At 42.9% G+C, this 19,095-nt stretch carries 20 protein-coding genes; 8 read left to right on the top strand and 12 right to left on the bottom strand.

All coding sequences use genetic code 11. The annotated features are described in order from the left end of the window. Positions 1-110 precede the first annotated feature (110 nt). Positions 111-1,796 carry a methyl-accepting chemotaxis protein gene (locus ACE1TF_RS18265; RefSeq protein WP_375018920.1) on the top strand — a complete coding sequence of 562 codons (1,686 nt, stop codon included), beginning with the start codon at positions 111-113 and terminating at the stop codon, positions 1,794-1,796. A 209-nt stretch (positions 1,797-2,005) separates the two neighbouring features. On the opposite strand, the gene ACE1TF_RS18260 is transcribed toward ACE1TF_RS18265, so the two are convergent. Then, a complete protein-coding gene (locus ACE1TF_RS18260) occupies positions 2,006-4,165 on the bottom strand; it encodes a transglycosylase domain-containing protein (RefSeq protein ID WP_375018918.1) in 2,160 nt (719 codons plus the stop codon). 266 nt (positions 4,166-4,431) lie between these two features. On the opposite strand from ACE1TF_RS18260, the gene ACE1TF_RS18255 reads away from it, so the two are divergent. Further along, complete coding sequence (locus ACE1TF_RS18255) at positions 4,432-5,610, top strand: M20 metallopeptidase family protein (RefSeq protein ID WP_375018916.1); 1,179 nt, start codon at positions 4,432-4,434, stop codon at positions 5,608-5,610. Positions 5,611-5,623: 13 nt separating this feature from the next. Here ACE1TF_RS18255 and ACE1TF_RS18250 read toward each other — a convergent pair whose 3' ends face one another. The 3 genes from ACE1TF_RS18250 to ACE1TF_RS18240 are packed head-to-tail and all read right to left on the bottom strand — an operon-like array spanning position 5,624 to position 8,351. Continuing rightward, a complete protein-coding gene (locus ACE1TF_RS18250) occupies positions 5,624-6,361 on the bottom strand; it encodes an EcsC family protein (protein ID WP_042424289.1) in 738 nt (245 codons plus the stop codon). Between the two features lie 24 nt (positions 6,362-6,385). Continuing rightward, a complete protein-coding gene (locus ACE1TF_RS18245; RefSeq protein WP_375018914.1) occupies positions 6,386-7,612 on the bottom strand; it encodes an ABC transporter permease in 1,227 nt (408 codons plus the stop codon). Next, positions 7,602-8,351 carry an ABC transporter ATP-binding protein gene (locus ACE1TF_RS18240; RefSeq protein ID WP_375018912.1) on the bottom strand — a complete coding sequence of 250 codons (750 nt, stop codon included), beginning with the start codon at positions 8,349-8,351 and terminating at the stop codon, positions 7,602-7,604. The genes ACE1TF_RS18245 and ACE1TF_RS18240 overlap by 11 nt, the downstream gene beginning before the upstream one ends. Positions 8,352-8,490: 139 nt before the next feature. Here ACE1TF_RS18240 and ACE1TF_RS18235 point away from each other — a divergent pair, with 139 nt between their 5' ends. The 3 genes from ACE1TF_RS18235 to ACE1TF_RS18225 all read left to right on the top strand — a co-directional run bounded on the left by ACE1TF_RS18235 (position 8,491) and on the right by ACE1TF_RS18225 (position 10,782). Further along, positions 8,491-8,925, top strand: a complete 435-nt coding sequence (locus tag ACE1TF_RS18235) for an HIT family protein (protein WP_375018910.1) — start codon at positions 8,491-8,493, stop codon at positions 8,923-8,925. Between the two features lie 39 nt (positions 8,926-8,964). Then, positions 8,965-10,068, top strand: coding sequence for a 3-phosphoserine/phosphohydroxythreonine transaminase (gene serC / locus ACE1TF_RS18230; RefSeq protein WP_375018908.1), 1,104 nt, complete (start codon positions 8,965-8,967; stop codon positions 10,066-10,068). Positions 10,069-10,221: 153 nt separating this feature from the next. Next, positions 10,222-10,782 (top strand): HTH-type transcriptional regulator Hpr, encoded by a 561-nt coding sequence (locus ACE1TF_RS18225; RefSeq protein ID WP_375018906.1) that lies wholly within the window; start codon positions 10,222-10,224, stop codon positions 10,780-10,782. A gap of 297 nt (positions 10,783-11,079) precedes the next feature. Here ACE1TF_RS18225 and ACE1TF_RS18220 read toward each other — a convergent pair whose 3' ends face one another. Continuing rightward, the gene (locus ACE1TF_RS18220; protein ID WP_375018904.1) at positions 11,080-11,631 is read right to left on the bottom strand and encodes a YpmS family protein; all 552 of its coding nucleotides are present in this window, start codon (positions 11,629-11,631) and stop codon (positions 11,080-11,082) included. 125 nt (positions 11,632-11,756) lie between these two features. Between ACE1TF_RS18220 and ACE1TF_RS18215 the strand changes: the two genes are divergently transcribed. Next, entirely contained in the window at positions 11,757-11,939 is a 183-nt protein-coding gene (locus tag ACE1TF_RS18215) for a hypothetical protein (protein WP_042403030.1), read from the top strand. A 70-nt stretch (positions 11,940-12,009) separates the two neighbouring features. Here ACE1TF_RS18215 and ACE1TF_RS18210 read toward each other — a convergent pair whose 3' ends face one another. Next, positions 12,010-12,114: a YjcZ family sporulation protein gene (locus tag ACE1TF_RS18210; RefSeq protein WP_081829368.1), complete on the bottom strand. Its 105-nt coding sequence runs from the start codon at positions 12,112-12,114 to the stop codon at positions 12,010-12,012. A 382-nt stretch (positions 12,115-12,496) separates the two neighbouring features. Here ACE1TF_RS18210 and ACE1TF_RS18205 point away from each other — a divergent pair, with 382 nt between their 5' ends. Beyond that, a complete protein-coding gene (locus tag ACE1TF_RS18205) occupies positions 12,497-13,426 on the top strand; it encodes a peptidylprolyl isomerase (RefSeq protein ID WP_375018902.1) in 930 nt (309 codons plus the stop codon). Between the two features lie 31 nt (positions 13,427-13,457). Here the strand turns inward: ACE1TF_RS18205 and ACE1TF_RS18200 are convergent, their stop codons facing one another. From ACE1TF_RS18200 to ACE1TF_RS18175, 6 genes are all read right to left on the bottom strand, one after another. After that, entirely contained in the window at positions 13,458-13,730 is a 273-nt protein-coding gene (locus tag ACE1TF_RS18200; RefSeq protein WP_375018900.1) for a sporulation YhaL family protein, read from the bottom strand. 119 nt (positions 13,731-13,849) lie between these two features. Further along, positions 13,850-14,791 carry a 3'-5' exoribonuclease YhaM gene (gene yhaM / locus ACE1TF_RS18195; RefSeq protein WP_375018898.1) on the bottom strand — a complete coding sequence of 314 codons (942 nt, stop codon included), beginning with the start codon at positions 14,789-14,791 and terminating at the stop codon, positions 13,850-13,852. A 47-nt stretch (positions 14,792-14,838) separates the two neighbouring features. Continuing rightward, positions 14,839-16,185, bottom strand: a complete 1,347-nt coding sequence (locus tag ACE1TF_RS18190) for a sensor histidine kinase (protein WP_375018896.1) — start codon at positions 16,183-16,185, stop codon at positions 14,839-14,841. Then, positions 16,182-16,862 carry a response regulator transcription factor gene (locus ACE1TF_RS18185; protein WP_042403019.1) on the bottom strand — a complete coding sequence of 227 codons (681 nt, stop codon included), beginning with the start codon at positions 16,860-16,862 and terminating at the stop codon, positions 16,182-16,184. Before ACE1TF_RS18185 ends, ACE1TF_RS18190 begins: the two co-directional genes overlap by 4 nt. Before the next feature lie 250 nt (positions 16,863-17,112). Continuing rightward, positions 17,113-17,745: a hypothetical protein gene (locus tag ACE1TF_RS18180; RefSeq protein WP_375018894.1), complete on the bottom strand. Its 633-nt coding sequence runs from the start codon at positions 17,743-17,745 to the stop codon at positions 17,113-17,115. A 166-nt stretch (positions 17,746-17,911) separates the two neighbouring features. After that, positions 17,912-18,094 carry a hypothetical protein gene (locus ACE1TF_RS18175; RefSeq protein WP_152549107.1) on the bottom strand — a complete coding sequence of 61 codons (183 nt, stop codon included), beginning with the start codon at positions 18,092-18,094 and terminating at the stop codon, positions 17,912-17,914. A 307-nt stretch (positions 18,095-18,401) separates the two neighbouring features. Here ACE1TF_RS18175 and ACE1TF_RS18170 point away from each other — a divergent pair. After that, the coding region (locus tag ACE1TF_RS18170) for a transposase (protein WP_375018892.1) at positions 18,402-19,095 on the top strand (694 nt) is incomplete at its 3' end.

The following is a 19,095-nucleotide window of genomic DNA, read 5'->3' as shown; positions in this document are numbered from 1 at the left end:
TCGTACCTTAGAACTCTACCCTTACCTACCATATAGAAATTATGTTGTCTTGTGTAGAATCTTTGGGAAACGTTCATAAAATCGTAGAACTATTGCTAGGAGGAGAGAACATGGATGTGAAATCACGCTTTTCAACCATTCGTTCAAAAATGCTATTATCTTTATCTTTTATTATCTTCTGCTTTCTTATTGGATTTGTGTTAATTTACTTCTTATTGAGTCATATCCAAACACAAGCTGAAGAAATGCAACATTGGAATACATACGCCCTAAAAGCGCAAGAAACATCTTCCACATTTCAACAAAAGTATATCTTTGTGTCAGACCTACGGTTGCAAGAGGAACCCGACTTCTCTCAGTACGAGCAAATTGACGAGCGTATGACCTCACTGCTTGCCGAATTGAATACACAAATCTCTGATGAGGAAACGACAAATGCGTTAGAACGTTTTCATTTCTTTAACGAAATGTTCGATTCAAGAGTTGGTCAATATGTATCGATGGAAGTCGTCCCTGGTGATCAAACGCTCCAAGGTTTTGAATTCATTAATGCAGAGCTGCGGGAACTCTCTGCACAATTGGAAAATTATTTCTTAGGGCATGCGGAATCTGCAAATGAGAATATGGAAGCCGCGATGGGGCAAGCAATCTTACTGAGTATCATCATTGCCATCGGTGCATCGGTAATTGGCTCTGTTTTATTCATTTTGTTCTCAAGAAGAATTCAAAAACAAATCCAGCAAATCTCCCAAACTGCAAAAAAGGTGGCTGCTGGACAGTTGCATACCGAACCTTTAGATGTTAACGGAAATGATGAACTGTCAGCGTTGTCTAAGGAAATCAATACAATGACCGAACAATTGCGCACGATTATGACAGAAATGTCTAACGCAAGTCAATCGATCGCTGCCTCTTCAGAAGAACTCGTCGCATCCTCTGAAGAAGTGAATGCTGGTGCTGAAGAAGTGTCCGGGTCTGTGCAGGAAATTGCAGACATACAAAGCACGTTAAATTCATCAATTAACCAATCAAACAAGACATTTCAAACGATGGGCAGCGAGCTAGACGATGTTTATGCTGCAGTACAAGACATAGTTTCCCAAAGTGAACAGTCAAATACGCACGCAGCCAACGGTCAAAAACGATTAGACCAGTCACTGAAAGGCATGCAAGAAATACGTACCCAAAATGAAACGACGGCTTCCACCATTCATTTGCTCGGAGAGGCTTCTAAAGAAATTGAACACGTAAGTACGGTCATTAAAGACATCTCTGGACAAACGAGTTTACTTGCGCTCAATGCGAATATAGAAGCCGCACGTGCTGGGAAAGCAGGAAAGGGCTTCGGTGTTGTTGCTGATGAAGTAAGAAAGCTCGCTGCCGAAAGTGAGAATGCGGCTGCCTCAATTACTGAAACAATTTCGAATATGACGTCCAGCATACAGCAATCTGTCGAACAATCGAAAGAAAGCACGCAACTCATCTCCAAAGGCGAGCACATGCTCACCGAAATGATGAAGACGTATCAGCTCATTCTTGAAGCGTTTCGAGCCGTTACAGAAAAATCGGAAACAATTGACCAGCTCGTCAAACGAGTGACAACAAATAGCAATCATATTAAGGACAACTTAGCTGCCGTTCAAAGCACATCAACACAAGCAACAACGAACACTGCGTCAATTGCTGCAACGGTGGAAGAACAAGTCGCTACAATGGATTCCATTAGTGACGCCGCCGGCGAACTCGCTGAAATTGCGAACGACTTAGACCAAAGAATGTCCCGTTTCAAGTTGTAATATCAATCCGTTTATAAGTGTAATCTCACATAGAATAAACAAACTTAGATGAACCCGAATACAAACACCCCGACGTTATTGTCAAAGAAGAACGTCGGGGTGTTTGTTCGTTTTAAATCGGGACTTGTTGCTCCTCATAATAATAGCGAGCTTATGTTAATGGTAAGCGTGTTCTTTTGTCCACCCTTACCACATGAGCTTAGCGACGCTTAGAAGATGGACATCACACTCACATCAGCAACATTGGACGGTTCTCCTTCTTGGCCTGTTTGTGGATTAAAAGGGACAACCATATAGTCACCTAACGAAAACATATTCGCTCGGTTTACAGTATACGAACCTTCGCCTTCGACTTCACCCACTTTACTCGCTTCTCCATCTTTCACTTCATAGATGTTATACACGAGCCGATCGTCTTCTGCCGCTGTCCAATTTAGTTTCACATTTAGAAATCCTTCGCCTTGGAGTGTGAGAGCAGCATCCAAATCTTCTATTTCCGCAAATTGCACAGGTGATTCTAATTCTGAAACACCTTCAGGCTTATGGAAAGCGACTCCTTGCTCGGTGACAGGAACGGTATTTAAAATTGATTTGAACAATTGTGTAGGGTAGGCACTCCCACCTTGTAGGTACTGTTCTTCAGTCGTCGAATCATAGCCCATCCACATTGCCCCAGTATACTGCGGTGTGTACCCTACAAACCAAGCATCTCGATTCCCACCGTCTACTCCCTCAAAATTAGTCGTTCCCGTTTTTCCTGCCAACGCATGATCTGTATTGCCAGGCTGGGCCGTTCCTTCTTTCACCGCACTTTCGAGCATTCTCGTCATATACCATGCATTTTGTTCAGATAAGAGCTGGGACTGATCTACTTTTGCCTCGACAATCGATTCACCATTTGACGCTTTAACCGAGTTTATAAAATATGGTTCAGATTTTATCCCGCCATTTGCGAAAGCTGTATACGCTGATGCCATGTGCAATGGAGACACACCTTCAGACATCCCCCCAAGCGCGACCGAGAGACCGTCATCTTGGAATTCCGGTACTGCCTCATTTGCCCATTCAATCCCCTTTGCTGTTCCTAGTTCATTTAGGAGCCACACAGCACTCGTATTTGTCGATTGGATAATCGCATCGCGCATCGTAATCGAACCTTGGTACACATCGTTCACATTGCTCGGTTCGTAATCACCGTATTCTAAAAGCTCGTCTTTTAAAAGTGAGTACGGTTTGTACTGGCCACTCTCAAGGGCAGGTGCGTAAACGGATATTGGCTTAAACGCAGACCCAGGCTGCCTTGGGATATTTACGCGGTTCAATCCTTTTCTCACGTAATCCCTTCCCCCTTGAACGGCTTTCACTGCTCCCGTTTTGTTATCTAGCATCACATAAGCGGCTTGGACTCCTGTGCTCTCATCAGGAAAGTGCTCATTGTTTTCCATTGCACTGTATGCTGTGTTTTGTAATTCATGATGGATAGGCACTTCAATCGTATACCCACCGGTGAAGAATTGCTGCTCTGAAATGCCGTGCTTTTCAATTCCTTCTTGAATCATCATATCTACATACGTATAAAAAGAAGCATCCATTTCTGGCTCCGTGTGCACATCTGATGAAATGGGCGTATTCATTGCTCCAGTCATCGTTTCTTCATTAATAAATCCGTGCCGTTCCATCAATGCTAACACCGTACCTCGGCGCTTCTCAGCTCGTTCAATGTCAGACGCAGGAGAATAGTGATACGGCGCTTTCGGGATCGCTGCAAGTAACGCTCCTTCAGCAATCGTTAAATCTTTTGCGCTTTTGTCAAAATACAGTTCTGATGCTCGTTCAATACCGTACACACCATGTCCAAAATAAATTTGATTCAAGTACATTTCTAAAAGTGTGTCTTTACTAAAGTTTCGTTCTAAGTTCATGCTAATTAACACTTCTTTTGTTTTTCGTAAAAGTGTCTTGTCATTTTCTAGGTACACGTTTTTCGCAAGCTGCTGGGTAATCGTACTTCCGCCCTCAACAGCAGCACCCGCAAGAATATCGCGATATAATGCACGGCCAATGGCAATAAAGTCTACACCTTGGTGCTCATGAAAACGGTGATCCTCAACAGCAATAAACGACTGTTGCACGTGTTCTGGAATTTCATCAATTGAAATATTCGTGCGATCTTCAAAAAACAATCTCGCCAATACTTCTCCTTCTTCATCAACAACGGTTGACGTTTCTGCGAAATTAAGTTGATCCTCATCAGTAAGGATGCTACCGGTAATGAGCGCGGCTGCATATCCTCCAACCGCAACGACAAGTGTCGAAAGCACCATAACTATACTTATAAAGACAGGTCGATTCATTCGTTTTGGTTTCATTTAATTTGCCTCCAGTGCTCGAGGGAAGCACAGTTGTCATCGCACAGTCACATGATCTAGCGGCGTAATGTTTATTCCTTATCATACAATAAAAACTAAAAATCATGTAAAGTGCACAAGATTTTCTCGATCATTCGCTTGCATTCGATCCGTTACACAAAGATTTTCCTACTCTTTTCTACGACATCCACAGAAAAAAGTTTCACAAGCAAAGTATCGTCTTTTGATATGATACAATAGAAAAATATGTTAAGGGAGGCGAAATGATGGAGGAAAAGCTTTATAATCTTCTCGAGCAATCTTATGAAGAGATGGTAGAAATTCGTAGGCATTTGCACAAAAATCCCGAACTATCCTTTCAAGAAGTTCATACATCTGCTTATATTGCCGAGTACCACGAAAGTCTCGGAAATGAGGTCAGAAGAAATGTTGGAGGAAACGGGGTTGTTGCTACCATGACCGGCGGCAAGCCAGGTCCAACAGTGGCCTTACGCGCTGACTTTGATGCGCTGCCAATCCAAGATGAAAAAGATGTTGAATATAAATCAACAGTCAAGGGGGTAATGCATGCTTGTGGACATGACGGGCATACAGCCACCTTACTCGTCCTTGCAAAGGCACTCAAACACATTCAAGCCGAAGTAAACGGGACCGTTGTTTTCATACATCAACACGCCGAAGAAAAAGCACCTGGTGGCGCTCTTCCAATGATTCAGGACGGAGCAATTGAAGACGTCGACGTCATTTTTGGCACGCATTTATGGTCTCAAGACCCTTTAGGAACGATCCAACATTGCTCAGGACCATTTATGGCTGCCTCGGACCACTTCTCCATTCATGTCCAAGGGAAAGGCGGGCACGGTGCTTTGCCTCATACAACGAAAGATGCGGTTGTGATTGGTACACAGATTGTGTCCAATTTGCAAACGATCGTGGCAAGACGAGTAAATCCACTTGACTCTGCCGTTGTATCCATCGGTAGTTTTGTTGCTGAGAATGCATATAATGTGATCGCTGATCATGCTAAGTTAATCGGTACAGTCCGGACGTTTAATGAAGATGTAAGAAACCAAATTGAACGAGACATCGAAGAAATTGCCGTTCATACTGCAAAAGCCGGAGGGGCTGAAGTGGATTATCAATATTTCCGCGGATACCCTGCTGTTGTTAATCATCAAACTGAAAATGAATACCTCGCCCGTGTAGCCCAAGAAGTACCTGGTCTTACTGGCGTCCATGAACGCGAGCCCCTTCTCGCAGGAGAAGACTTCTCCCACTACTTAAACGAATTAAAAGGTACCTTCTTTTTTACAGGGGCGGCCTTCGGTGACCGTGAGGTGAATTATCCACACCACCATCCAAACTTTGACTTTGATGAACGGGCGATGCTCCACGCAGCAAAAACACTCGGCAAAGTAACGATTGATTATTATAAAGAAGCATAGTCCTCGTCGAGGACTATGCTTCTTCTTTAAACCAACGAACGCGATAACACTGCTTAGCTGTTTGACCGAGCAATTCGAGCAACTGATAATTGATGGTTGCCCCGACAAACAAGCCGAAGCCAGGGATAAGTTGCAACGTTTTTGGTACGTCGATAAAATCACGATACTCCAACTGGAATGTGACCCAATCAATTGCCCTTTCTGTCGTTAAATCGTCACCAAACTCAGCGAGAAACTCATCCCAACGCTCGATCCTCGCTAACGTTTCATGCTGGGCATGACTACTTGAGAACGCCATCTGAAAAATGTGAAGCAAAAACAATCGCTCTTCCAAAGAGTTTGGCTCATATCCGTACAGCGTCGCTGTAGTAAACAAGTACCGCATTTTAATGGCTAGAAGCATCGGAAAGTCACTCATTCCAAGTAAAATCCCCCCCGCTCCAGTACCTGCCCCTTCTAGACTAGCTGTGCGTTTATAAGAGACGATCGCGCGGTCTACACGCTTCTCTCGCTCTTCTAACGATTCACCTTGCACAGGTGCATTCTTCGTCATATACCGTGAGCCATTTAATGTCGTTTCAATCATCTGCCTGACGGCACCGCCAATCGTTTGGTGCACCTTATCAGGAATATAACTGTTTAGCCGGCTTTGTGCTGATTTCGTCCACGTCTTTACCATCGTTGGGTTTCTTGTGATCTTGCGTTTCCAATCATCGAGCGAGTCTCTAACCTCAGCTTCGTAGGATCGCATAACAACACCCCTTCTGCGAAGAAATTAGCTTGCTGTTGACCGAAACAGTTTTGGGACTTGCACTTGCGCATAAAAAATGACAAGTAAGAGCCCTATAAACAATGCCATCATCGCATAAGCAACACTCATCGAAGTAATACCTGTAATGAGCGTGAGCCAAAATACTTGAGCAGCCATTAACGTTCGCACAAATGACTGAACCGATTGCTCCCGAACGTGTTGATGAACAGGATATAGGTCTGGCCATACAATCGTACGATGGTGATAATATATCGTTACGAGTTGAGATCCGGTGATATACGTAAAAAGTACAGAAATTGCAACAGCTAACCATTGCCACTCTCCAGGTGTTGCATAAACGAGCAATGCGCCAACTATTGCCAACCTCACAAAAATTCCAAAGTAATCACCTGAGCGCGCGAACGTCTTCCCGTATAAATATACGTACGTATTCGAACTTTTATTGTGCAAACGCTCCCACTGGTTTGCCAGCATACTCCGCTTTCTTACCCGTGACTTCAGGTGAGGGACATCGGTAAATGCATTAGCAAAGCGATAAAAAGAATTTAACGTCTGCTCTTCTAATTCAATGAGTTGATCCCATTTTAATTGATGGTTTTTCATCTTTGGCCGATAGTAAAAGGCAAGCAAGAATCCCATCAACAACAAAAGAACTAGCACAAAGAGAGGTTCTACCATCAATACAAACAGCGCAAAGACGAGATTTATTAGAAACCGCAACCACTTTAGTTTCCATTGATTTGCAACGTATTGGCTTCGTAATTCTGCCCACTGCGCTTGAATGTTCCACGCCTTCGCTACAAGAAAGACAGCGATCGTCATTAAAAGATGACTAAACTCAGGACTCAAGCGGTCAATATATAACGGCCCGAATAAGAACAGAACAAATACGAATACAGCACTTTGAATGGTCCAACTGTACACTTGTGCTTGCCTCGTGTAGCGGTCGAGCTTTGCTTCAAGAGGCAGTAGATAGACAAGATCACCAGATTGAAAGAACGTTCGAATTGGGCTTCTTGTTAACATATAGGCGAACAAAATCGTTAGTACGAGCAAAACCGGGAAGTCTTGCGGTAGCCAATCTAAGAAATTTTGATAATACAGCCCTATAATAAGGATCAACGCAAGGACAGCTGCCATTAACCCACTGTTCGCCATAAGTCGAATATAGCGGATGCTTACATTCCAAAACGCCTGTCTACGATCGGAAAACAGCTGCTCAATATTCATTGTCATTTTCCTTTGTCATATTCACATAGATCTCGTCCAAATCGGCTTTTGGCTGACCACTTCGTGCACGTAGTTCCTCAAGCGTCCCTTGCATATAAATCGTTCCGTCATGTAACATGACGAATCGGTCACAATATTTCTCAGCTGTTGAAAGAATATGGGTTGACATAAGAATACCCGCGCCCTCACTTTTCATACGAATCATCTGATCGAGCAACGATTGAATACCGACAGGATCTAATCCTAAAAACGGCTCATCAACGACGTAAAGTTTTGGCTGCACGAGAAACGCACACATAATCATGACTTTTTGTCTCATCCCTTTAGAGAAGTGACTCGGAAACCAGTGCTTCATCTTCTTCATCCGGTAGAGTTCCAGTAAACCTTCAGCTCTTTCTTCCCAATCGGAACCTTCAAGATCATAGGCCATTGCCGTTAAGCGTAAATGCTCCCATAACGTTAATTCATCATATAGAATAGGCGTCTCAGGGATAAAGCTCATCGCTCTTCGGTATGTATCCACATCTTCACGAATCGTTTGGTTATTCACGCGAATCTCACCTGAAGTTGGCTCCAAAAGTCCTAATATATGCTTAATCGTCGTACTCTTCCCTGCCCCGTTCAATCCAATTAGCCCAACAATTTCACCTGGTTCAACAGTAAAATCAATGTTTTTTATGACCGGTTTATTTGCATTGTAGCCACCGGCGAGGTTATCAATTTTTAGTAAAGATGCCATTCATCTACCTCCACAAACAACGTTACCCTTATTGTACCCTTTCAATTAAGAAATGAAAACGACTCTCGCTTTGCATGTATGTTTTTTTCCGTGAATTTGATAGAATATGAATCATTAAATGTAATGGAGGGATCATTTCGTGGCACAAAAAGACGATTGTATATTTTGTAAGATTGTCGATGGTGACATTCCAGCAATGAAGGTTTATGAAGACGACCATTGCCTAGCTTTTTTAGATATTAGTCAAGCAACTAAGGGGCATACACTCCTTATCCCTAAAAATCATGAAGAGAACATCTATGAACTGCAAGAAGAGACAGCCGCTCATTTACTAAGTAAAGCCCCAGCCATTGCCCGCGCAATGAAAAGTACGTTGCAATGTGAAGGAATGAACTTGGTCAACAATAACGGTGAGAAAGCATCGCAATCTGTGTTTCATTTTCACATGCACCTCATTCCTCGTTATGGAAACGATGAAATTTATGCTAACTGGAATGAAAATCCTAAGATCGACATGAGTGACGAAGATATGCATGCCCTAGCGGAACGTGTACAACAGGCGGTTCAATTCTAAAACGAGAGGAGGCCCTTCATTTTCGAAGGGATTTCATTAATGTCTAACAATCGAATACATAACTTTAATGCTGGTCCAGCGGCACTACCCGAGGAAGTATTACTTGATGCACAACAAGAGTTGTTGAATTTTTCCGAATCCGGAATGTCGGTTATGGAACTTAGTCACCGCAGTTCGATTTATGAGAACATTCATGAACAAGCAAAACAATCTGTAAAAGAGCTGCTTTCTATTGAGGATGACTATGAAGTCTTATTTTTACAAGGGGGGGCAAGTCACCAATTCGCGATGGTGCCGTACAACTTTTTGCCTGCTCAAAAGAAAGCAAACTATATTCTAACTGGCTCTTGGTCAGAGAAAGCACAAAAAGAAGCGAGCATGATTGGCGAAACCTATGCTGGAGGGTCTTCAAAATCTGAAGGTTATCGAAAGATACCCGCTTTTCATGAGATTTCTACGTCTCCAGAAGATGCGTACGTCCACTTAACGTCTAACAACACGATTTACGGGACCGCGTGGCAACGTTTTGATCACGTGAGCGAATGGGCCCCACCTGTGATTGCCGATATGAGTTCGGATCTGTTAAGTCGACCACTTCCGGTTTCTCATTTCGACCTTATTTATGCGGGTGCACAAAAGAATTTAGGCCCTTCAGGAGTAACCATTGTCATTGCTAAGAAATCCTACTTAGCGTCATCTCGTCCCCAGGCGGAGACATTGCCACAAATTATGCGCTATCTCACACATGAAAAAGCGAATTCTTTGTACAATACTCCACCGACTTTTGCCATTTACATGATGGAACGGGTGCTCCAATGGATTAAAAACGAAGGTGGATTGATCACGATCGGTGAGCGTAACGCAGAGAAAGCGTCAATGATTTATCGAGCCATTGATGAGAGCCAAGGCTTTTACTCCGGTCATAGTGACCGCGAGTCTAGGTCTTTAATGAATGTTACGTGGACGTTGCCGTCAGAAGAACTAACGAATCAGTTTCTTGCTAAAGCAAATGAGCAACGGTTTAGTGGGTTAAAAGGGCATCGTTCTGTCGGTGGATGTCGCGCTTCCATCTATAACGCTGTATCACTTCAATCCTGTGAAGTGTTGCATGATTTTATGATCGATTTTGCCAAAAACCATTAATTTTTTAAGAACCACAATGTTATTTTAAAAATCATTGTGGTTTTCTCTTCCATTTTAATTACTTTTTTCCTATACTAAACATACAAGCTTTTTTACAATATTTATAAAAACTTCAGAATCATGTAGTAAAATGACACAACGATGGAGGATTTTATGGACGTAACGAATGAAACTTGGGAGCAATCCCTCGCCTTCAAGCATCGTCTCGCTTACTTAAGCAAAGCGCTATGGAAATCAGTCGAAAAAGATTGGCAACGATGGCTCCAACCTCATGGTCTGAATATCAATGAACATCAAATCTTATGGATTTCTTATCAGATTGGATCTCCTGTCTTGTCAGAAATTGCAAAGTTTGGTGTCATGCACGTATCAACAGCTTATAATTTTTCTAAAAAGTTAGAAGAAAGAGATTTAATTGTGATGGGTAAGCAAGAAGAAGATCGTAGACATACGTATGTACGACTAACAGAGAAAGGCAAAGCGCTCTTTTTGTTAACGTTAGAAGAGTTTAATGTAAACAACCATGAAACCATTCAAAGCACGATGCCTTTAAAGAATCTTTATGGGAAGTACCCAGAATTCTCAGAGATTGCAACTGTTGTCCGTCATATGTATGGCGATGATTTCACTGACCAGTTTGACACATTGGATTTGCAATCCAAGGAGAGCGGACATTTAGACGATGAAGTAGCCACGACCATTTCGCCTCGATAAATGATCGCGTTGAATGGCCTTGTAGCTTTACATGTACTCAATTCGTCCGCAAGACGCTCATTACTCGTTAAGAAATAACCGAACCCGCAACATCCATATTGCGGGTTCGGTCTATACTGTGAAAAGAAAGATCGTTTACTTACCTGCTGGAGTTTCAAAGAAAATTTACGTTTACACTTATTTCAGCTGGTGTCACCTTGCAGTTTTATCGCCGTACGATGCCCTAACTAGCTTTATTACGTAGCTTTCGTTACGTTAACCATTCCTCTGAACGAAGAGACTTCGAAACTCGTTAATTTACGGTTCGATGACGAGTGCTTCAATCGTGATCGTACCCTCATCGGATAATTCAGCTGTTCGTAACCCTAATCCCTCTCCGGTATCAATCTCATTCACTCGAATGTCAATAAATCCCTCATCAGGATTCACATGAATCCATTCAGGCAAGTCTGCTTGTTCGCTAATTAATGTGAGAACTGCGCTCGCTGGCAGGGAGAGCGAACCGATTGATAATCCATCTTCATAAAGCCGTATGTTCCCAGCTTCTGTTATTTCAGGTTGCAATTGCATTTGAATATCAATGTTTAATCCAAACAGTTCGTACTCGTTTGTAAAAACGTAATTGCCATCATCTGCATGTAATTGAAATTGATCATCACTTGCTTCATCAATATAGTCATTAATACGTGCGATGGATGTTTCAACCGTAAATAACGGTTCACCTACACTCATTTGCTCACGCTCAGGCACTACATCTCCCGTTGAGCCACTTGTGAGCATAATTGCCAGCACAATGACAGCGAGTGCTTGTAATCCGAGCAGAATAAAAAATGCCCAACGCCATTTCACATCTCCACCACCTTATCTATTACACAGATTCTAACACACTCTTGCACGTGAGTAGGATGTATTGCTATCATTTTGGTGTTTTTTTTGATACAGTTAAAAACAGAAGAGTGTTTGGAGGTCTCGGGATGGAAATGTTTTTATTCATGTTATTCGCAGCAACTTATCTACTCATCATTAATTCAATGACAAATACAATGGTTGTCCAAAAAGAAATCGCTGAAGAAAAAGTACCGAGCATCTTTACGACGATCAACATCTTAATCATTATTCTGTTAACGTCAACGTATGTCAGACTAGTGGTCGTCTAAACAAACGCCAATGAATGAACATAAAAAAGGATGGGCATTTTTGCCCATCCTTCTTTATTTCGATTACGGATTAGTAACCGTATCCACCCCAAGATGCACCGATGATGATAAGAAGGATGAAAAGCACGACAACTAATGCGAAACCTCCGCCATAACCGTATCCACCGTAACTCATGATCATATCTCCCCTTCTGATATTTATTCAATCTTAGGCCAATTGTTAGCACCTATGATTCGTATTGAGATGAACAGGATACTGGCAAGTGCGAAACCACTGCTGCTTCTTAACTGTTCGCATGTGGCATCGCCCCCTCTCCCATTCCTAAGCTATACTATGTAGCTCATGGTGTAGACGTTTGGGCGTTATACCTAGAAAAGCATTTTTTCTTCTTCTTCTTTATGTTATAGTAATGGTTGTCTCGATGGATTATACTGTCAGTATGCATGCAAAAGCATGACCATTGATGAAAAGGTTTTTTTCTGCCGGGGGGCAGCTTTTAAAGACAACGTGATTTACATTAGTGTATGATTGAATTTTTATTTAGGGAGTGTATGATTTGAATAAAAAACACATAATTCTTGCACTTAGTCTTACATTAGTCCTTGCTGCTTGTAATGACGATGAGACTGACGAAAATGATTCTGCAGCTTCAGTCGACGAAGGCAATGAAGTTGCTACGGTAAATGATGTGAGCATTACTGAAGGCGAGTTTGTAGATTACATGAAGAATGAATATGGAGAAATGGCGTTTAATCAAATGATTCAGAGCTACGTGTTTGATCAAGCGGCTGACGAGCTCGGAATTGGTGAAGAAGAAATTCAAAGTGAAATGGACGATGTTAAAGAGCAATTTGGCGTCGAATCTGACGAAGAGCTTTTGCAAATGTTACAAATGCAACAAGTACCTGTGAGCACTGTCGATCAACTCGTCGATGACTTCATCGTTCCTCAAGTCGTTATTGATGAATTGCGTTACCAAGATGTCGATATTAGTGAAGAGGACATGCAAGCCTACTACGAAGAAAATGAAGACCAACTCATTGAGGTTGAAGCTCGGCATATCCTTGTGGAGGATGAAGAAACTGCACAAGAAGTACAACAAGAACTAGAAGACGGCATGTCTTTTGAAGATGCTGTTGAGGAGTACTCTCAAGATACAAACAGCATTCCAGCTGGAGGTAATGTTGGTTTCTTCCCACGAGAAGGTGTAATGGAAGAGAACTTTTCTGAGACCGCTTTTGATTTAGACGTTGGTGAAGTGAGTGACCCCGTTGAGTCCAGCGCTGATTATGGGTACCACATCATTGAAGTGCTTGATCGCAATGACTCATTTGAAGATGTTCAAGAAGAGATTGAAATGCGCCTGATGGAAGAACAAGCACGACCATCTAATGAAGTCATTCAAGAGTTGATGGAGGAAGCTGACATTAACATCACTGAGAGTGAATATGAAGATTGGTTCCAGCTTCCAGAACCGATGGAATAAGTAGAGAAACCCGGCGGACTCCCGCCGGGTTTTATACGTCTTGGTTCATTCGTTCACGACGTTCGTTTTCCATCCTTCGAATGTATACTCTGCCTTCTTGCTCAATCCACTCTGCCTGTTCTTTACGATTTTCTGCCACTGCTTTTATCCACATATAACCCGAAACAATCGTTGCAAAGATCAGCACGAATACCCACCATGGCAACGCCGTAACTGCTGTATCTGCTGTAAATCGTTGAACAATTGCTAATACAACAAACAGTACAGCCAGTGTAATTAACATTCGTTTTGAACGTCTTTCCATTTTGCCACCCCTTACTCTTGTCCACCTTTACTAGTAAACTCTATGTCGGCAACCGAGCAGTTATGCTTGTTCAATCAATAAAGAAAGACCGAAAATGAATGGTCATTTTCGGTCTTTCTTTATGAAAAGGCATGAGGCTTATAGAATGTTCGATTCTCTAGCGGCATGACACGTTCGCTAAAGCCACCAGGTTCTGTTTTTGCGAGGGCTCTATCCATCATGTTCATTTTTGCGTCGATGTTATCGATATAGTGTATCACTTCAGCTTCTCTAACGAGGGGAGCTTTAGGACTTCCCCACTCTCCCTTGCCGTGATGACTGAGCACGATATGCTCAAGAAGCATCACTTCTTCACCATCAATGCCTAGTTCGTTTGCAGCCTGACGAATTTCAGCAGCGATAATTGAAATATGACCAATTAACTTTCCTTCTGTTGTATATTCTGTATCAATCGGGCCAGATAACTCTCTTACTTTTCCTAGGTCATGGAGAATAATACCAGAATAGAGCAGATCCGTACTTAACGAAGGATACTGTTTTGCAATTGCTTTTGCCAACTCCAACATGCTAACAACATGGTAAGCAAGACCTGACATAAATTCATGATGATTTCTAGTCGCAGCCGGAGACACCATATATTCTTCTTGATGCTTTTTGAATAGGTGCCGCGTAATTCGTTGCACATTCGCATTTTGAATATCAAAAATGTATTGATTGATCCACTCTAACATGTCGTGCTTGGACTCAGGAGCACTTTGAACGAGGTCCTCCATTCGAACTTGATCGTTTTCGTTCGTCGTTCGAATACCTGCAATCTTTAGCTGCAATCGTCCCCGGTAGTCAAATACCTCTCCTTGCACGAACACAACCGTCTTACCGATATACTTTTGCTCATCATCAGGGCTCACTCCCCAAAGTTTTGATTCAATTTCCCCGCTATCATCGGATAGTCGCAACGTTAGAAATGGTTTTCCATTACTTGCAATTCCTCGCACCGATTGACGGATGAGCATATAGCGTTCAATTTTCTCGCCTACTTTTGCGTAATGTATTCCTTGCATATTTTAGGTGTACAAGGGGATGAAATCTCCCCCTGCTGCCTCCTCCCTTATTTTTTGTGTGGAATTCGCATCTGGAATGACACTTTATGATCTTTATTTTCCACATGGTGCTGTCCATGGTGAAGCTCGACGATTTGCTTAACGATCGCAAGCCCAAGACCATACTGGCCTTTGTTCCCTTTACGGAATGGGTCAAAAATCGCATGTACGTCTTCTTCAGGTATGGCTTCTCCATCATTCTCTACAAAGAGCGTGACTTCATGAACGCCATTTTCCGCGCGTATCCAAATGTTCTGCTCGGCATAACGCATCGCATTTTCGATGAGGTTTTCGAGTAAGATTTGCAGTTGTTCCAAATCACCATAAAACGTAACATCTGCTCCTTGGACGATAAAGTTTAATTCTCTTCTTTGTAGTCGATACCGCTCTTCTAAACGATACGCCAGCTCACCGAACACAATTTTCTCTCGGTTAATCGTTTCTTGTTTCATCGCACCAAGCTTTGTGAAATAAAGCATATCTTTTACACGTTTGTCCATGCGGTTGGCTTCTTGCAAAATCACATCCATCGATTCTTCCACCGTGTCTTTAGGCATAACCCCGTCTTTTACAGATTGTGCGTACGTTTTTACGACCATGATCGGTGTCTTTAATTCGTGCGAAGCATGTTGGATGAACGTCTTCTGTGATCGGTCATGGCGAATTAGATTTTGGCGCATAAGCTCGAATTGATCAGATAACTTCTGGAAATCCTCGTCACCTTTCCAATGGAACGGTTCTTTCCAATTTCTCTTGGCAATCTGTTCAAAGTGCGAGCCAAGTAATCGAAGGGGTTTTCGTAAATACCGGGTCAACCAAATGGCTGGCAACAACGTAAACGCCGTCGTGAGAATGAGTAAGTAAATGAAATTGCCCCATAAACTGTTTAATAATGTATCCCGGTACGAATCCCACATGAAAGAAATCAGATACGCTTCCTCATCAGAAGATTGGTATTGTTGGATGACGTAAAAGAGTGTCCTACCTTCGTACACAAGCTCATAACGGGCGGTTTCTGCCTCTTGGGCTTCTGCTTCCTCCATCATTACATCAATGGCTGCGCCTGGAGGAACACTCATCTGCCTTGCAGAAATTACACGATCAATAACAGTTAGATGCCCGGTTTCTCTCATTGCCGGATCAATTATTGCACTTTCATCATCAAAGTCAGGTGTAAATTGATCACTAAAAGGATTCACCTGGCGATTTTGTGCCTGTTCAATAATACGATACGTTTCTTCGGTGAGTGTTCCTTGAATGTACATCGGGTAGATGATCGCCATTGAAAGGGCTACGAGAATTAATAAAGCTGAAAACGATAGCCATATTCTTCTCGTCAAATTCATGCGGATCATGACGAGAGAATCCTATAACCAAAACCATATAAAGTTTCTAAATGAATGCGGGGCATTTTCTTTCGTACGCGACGTACAACATCATCGACTGCACGTTCAGAACCAAAATAGTTCTCCCCCCATACTTCTTCAATAATATCTTCCCGAGACAAAGCTTTTCCTACTTGCTCAGTAAGCAGTAAAATCAAGTCCATCTCTTTCGTCGTCAAGTCCACAGGAGCATCCGGATCATGTTCATCAATAACGGTCCGGGCTTGTGGATCAATCGTGTAGTCATTTAGATCAATTTTTTTCGTTTCTTCTGTTTCTGATCCGTATGTTCGTGTTAACAACTTCTTCGCTCGGATAATGAGCTCTTGGGGAAGGAAAGGTTTGGATATGTAATCGTCACTACCCATTTCTAAACCGAGCACCCGGTCTAAATCTTGATCTCTTGCACTAATAAAAATGACTGGAATATCTCCTTGGTGTTCACGAATACTTTTTAAAATCTGGTAGCCGTCTGTGCCCGGGAGCATAATATCAAGTACCCAAAGGTGAGGAGTCTCCACAACAGCTTCACTAGCAGCGTCCCCATCATGAAATAATCGAACGGTCCAACCTTCACGTTCCATGTATGCTTTTAAAGCTTCAGATAGATTTTTTTCATCTTCTACGAGAAAGATTGTGTAGCTCATGAATTCCCACCTATTTCTGTACATAATTTGGTTTAATCGTATCAATGTTTATAAGAAAAGCCAAGCGTCGTATGCTTACTCATTATTATCACCTGTAAGGCGCACAAACACAAGAAAGAACTGGTGCTGGGTACGTTTAGTTTAATTCGTCATCCTTCCTGCAAAAACAAAAAGCCTCTCACAGCGGTGTATAAAAAACAAAAAAGGAACCCTCGGCTACATCCCGAGAGTTCATTCTCTCCTCCCTACGTTAGAAAAGTAGGGAAAGTGCTGCTAAACCAGCTAACGGAAGCGCAATTCTTCTAAAACGTCCGCCTCCATAGCCACCATAATATGGGCCTGGGCCATATCCAAACCCTGGGCCGTACCCGCCAAAGATTCTCTCCTGCGCTTGTGAGCGCATGCCGTTTTGCTCGTGCCATCCATTCATCTGTTCAGCACTTGGGTGGGGCTGCTGACCATATCCTTGTTGTGGCATGTGGTGCATACCTTGCCCATGGCCATAACTTTGGCCCGCATGATGTTGGTGGTTTCCTTGGTGATAATGGTGGCCTTGGTGACCCCCGTGATGGTCGTGGCCTTGGTGATGACCGTGGTGACCTCCATGATGATGACCGTGGTGACCTCCATGATGATCATGACCATGATGATGACCGTGGTGACCTCCATGATGATGGTGGCTTCCTTGGTGATGGCCTCCATAGGACCCGCTCATACCGTCATGGTCGACATTGTCTGAGTGATCTTGTACGAGCAAATACACATGTTCTTCATCGACACTTTCTAACAATCCCATAAACACTTGATTATCCGCCATTTGAGCTTGCACATTATGCCCGACATGCTGCAGGCAATGATCGTATTTCTGTTTCATATCCTTCATGATAAATGCCTACCTCCTTCTACCCAACAGCGTATTCATTACTACAGAAGTTGGTGCATGAAGAGAGCATATAATCATGAAGACTAGGTGTAGAGTTCAACCCGTTTGTCAAAGTTGTCCGCTCCGGTGTCGTAAACATACATTTGCCGACTATCTAGTGTGGACTTTAGATTTCTTGATTTGAACTGTTGGTACTTAATTTCCACCATCTTTCCAAAGTCGGAGAACCGGTCGAAGTTTCCCATCGACGTTGGAGGTCGCTGAAAAGGCTTGCTGCTTCCAAAGAGCTTGGATCGGAAACAGAATTACCCACCAATGCCTTTTTGACTGCATTTTGTTTCCAATCCATGTCCGTCTGCTTCCAAAAAGACGTGATTGGAAACAGATTGGGCGCTTTGCAGAAAATGAACGACCGTCTACTTCTATAGCCTTCTTTATTCTCTCAATCATTTTTTTAGTTTGAGTAACAGGTATTGTGGAGAACAAGGTGGTCTATAATTGCATGATATTCTTTAGTTCAACTTATATGAACGAATTTCATAACTGCCTGTCTTAGCCTCCCAAGGTTTTCACGTCACGAAAAAAGGAGTACCTCCCCAAACAGTCGAATGAGTTAAGTGCTGACAAAACTCTAAAGACTGGAGGAAGACTCCCTTATGGCTATTATACGACAAGCGAGCCTGTTTGACCTGCAAGATTTATATGATTTAGAACCTCCCCATCGATTCGATGAGGTATTTTCGGCGATCAATATTGATTCGATCCTTTGGGTGGTGTCGAAAAAATCCCGGGAGGGTGCGCCTTTACAGCTCAACTACCCGGCCATGATTCATGCGCTTCTCATTCGAATTCTTGAGCGAATCCCAACGATTAAAGACTTGGTTCGCCGTTTGCGCCACGACGTGAAGTTCCAACTCGATTGTGGGTTTCTCGTCTCAGATGCCGTCCCTTCTGAAGCCTCGTTTTCACGTTTGGTCACGAAAATCCAACACGCGGAGGTGCTGGAATCCGTTCAATCCGATGTGCTTGTCCAAGCCTTTACGGAAGGGTTCATTACCGATGACACCGTCGCCATTGACGCCACTCATCTAAAAGCACGAGACTTAGCGCCCGTAAAGGAAGAGAAATCCGAGAACATGAAGGAGTCCCCTACAAAACAGGGCCGCAAAACCAAAGCCGATCCGGAAGCTTGCCGTCAAGCACAGGCAGAAAAAGAAGCGGCACTTTCGCTCTACGATAAGAAAATTGAAGATCAGCTGGACATCTCTGTTGATCTCTTACGGGCGGAGGTGCCGATGGATCCCAAGTGGGGCATTAAGAAAAACAGCGAAGGCAAGAATGTGTTTTGGT

It is taken from the genome of Geomicrobium sp. JSM 1781026, assembly GCF_041949955.1.
In the GTDB taxonomy this organism is placed as follows: Bacteria; Bacillota; Bacilli; order Bacillales; family Marinococcaceae; genus Geomicrobium_A.
This window is presented reverse-complemented; position numbering and strand designations above follow the sequence as displayed.

Coding starts and splice junctions, on each gene's coding strand:
- ACE1TF_RS18185 (WP_042403019.1), bottom strand. CDS start 16,862: ATGAGCTACACAATCTTTCTCGTAGAAGATGAAAAAAATCTATCTGAA.
- ACE1TF_RS18250 (WP_042424289.1), bottom strand. CDS start 6,361: ATGCGATCCTACGAAGCTGAGGTTAGAGACTCGCTCGATGATTGGAAA.
- ACE1TF_RS18225 (WP_375018906.1), top strand. CDS start 10,222: ATGGACGTAACGAATGAAACTTGGGAGCAATCCCTCGCCTTCAAGCAT.
- ACE1TF_RS18180 (WP_375018894.1), bottom strand. CDS start 17,745: ATGAAGGATATGAAACAGAAATACGATCATTGCCTGCAGCATGTCGGG.
- ACE1TF_RS18210 (WP_081829368.1), bottom strand. CDS start 12,114: ATGAGTTACGGTGGATACGGTTATGGCGGAGGTTTCGCATTAGTTGTC.
- serC (WP_375018908.1), top strand. CDS start 8,965: ATGTCTAACAATCGAATACATAACTTTAATGCTGGTCCAGCGGCACTA.
- ACE1TF_RS18255 (WP_375018916.1), top strand. CDS start 4,432: ATGGAGGAAAAGCTTTATAATCTTCTCGAGCAATCTTATGAAGAGATG.
- ACE1TF_RS18240 (WP_375018912.1), bottom strand. CDS start 8,351: ATGGCATCTTTACTAAAAATTGATAACCTCGCCGGTGGCTACAATGCA.
- ACE1TF_RS18215 (WP_042403030.1), top strand. CDS start 11,757: ATGGAAATGTTTTTATTCATGTTATTCGCAGCAACTTATCTACTCATC.
- ACE1TF_RS18265 (WP_375018920.1), top strand. CDS start 111: ATGGATGTGAAATCACGCTTTTCAACCATTCGTTCAAAAATGCTATTA.
- ACE1TF_RS18175 (WP_152549107.1), bottom strand. CDS start 18,094: ATGGATTGGAAACAAAATGCAGTCAAAAAGGCATTGGTGGGTAATTCT.
- ACE1TF_RS18200 (WP_375018900.1), bottom strand. CDS start 13,730: ATGGAAAGACGTTCAAAACGAATGTTAATTACACTGGCTGTACTGTTT.
- ACE1TF_RS18245 (WP_375018914.1), bottom strand. CDS start 7,612: ATGAATATTGAGCAGCTGTTTTCCGATCGTAGACAGGCGTTTTGGAAT.
- ACE1TF_RS18260 (WP_375018918.1), bottom strand. CDS start 4,165: ATGAAACCAAAACGAATGAATCGACCTGTCTTTATAAGTATAGTTATG.
- ACE1TF_RS18190 (WP_375018896.1), bottom strand. CDS start 16,185: ATGATCCGCATGAATTTGACGAGAAGAATATGGCTATCGTTTTCAGCT.
- yhaM (WP_375018898.1), bottom strand. CDS start 14,791: ATGCAAGGAATACATTACGCAAAAGTAGGCGAGAAAATTGAACGCTAT.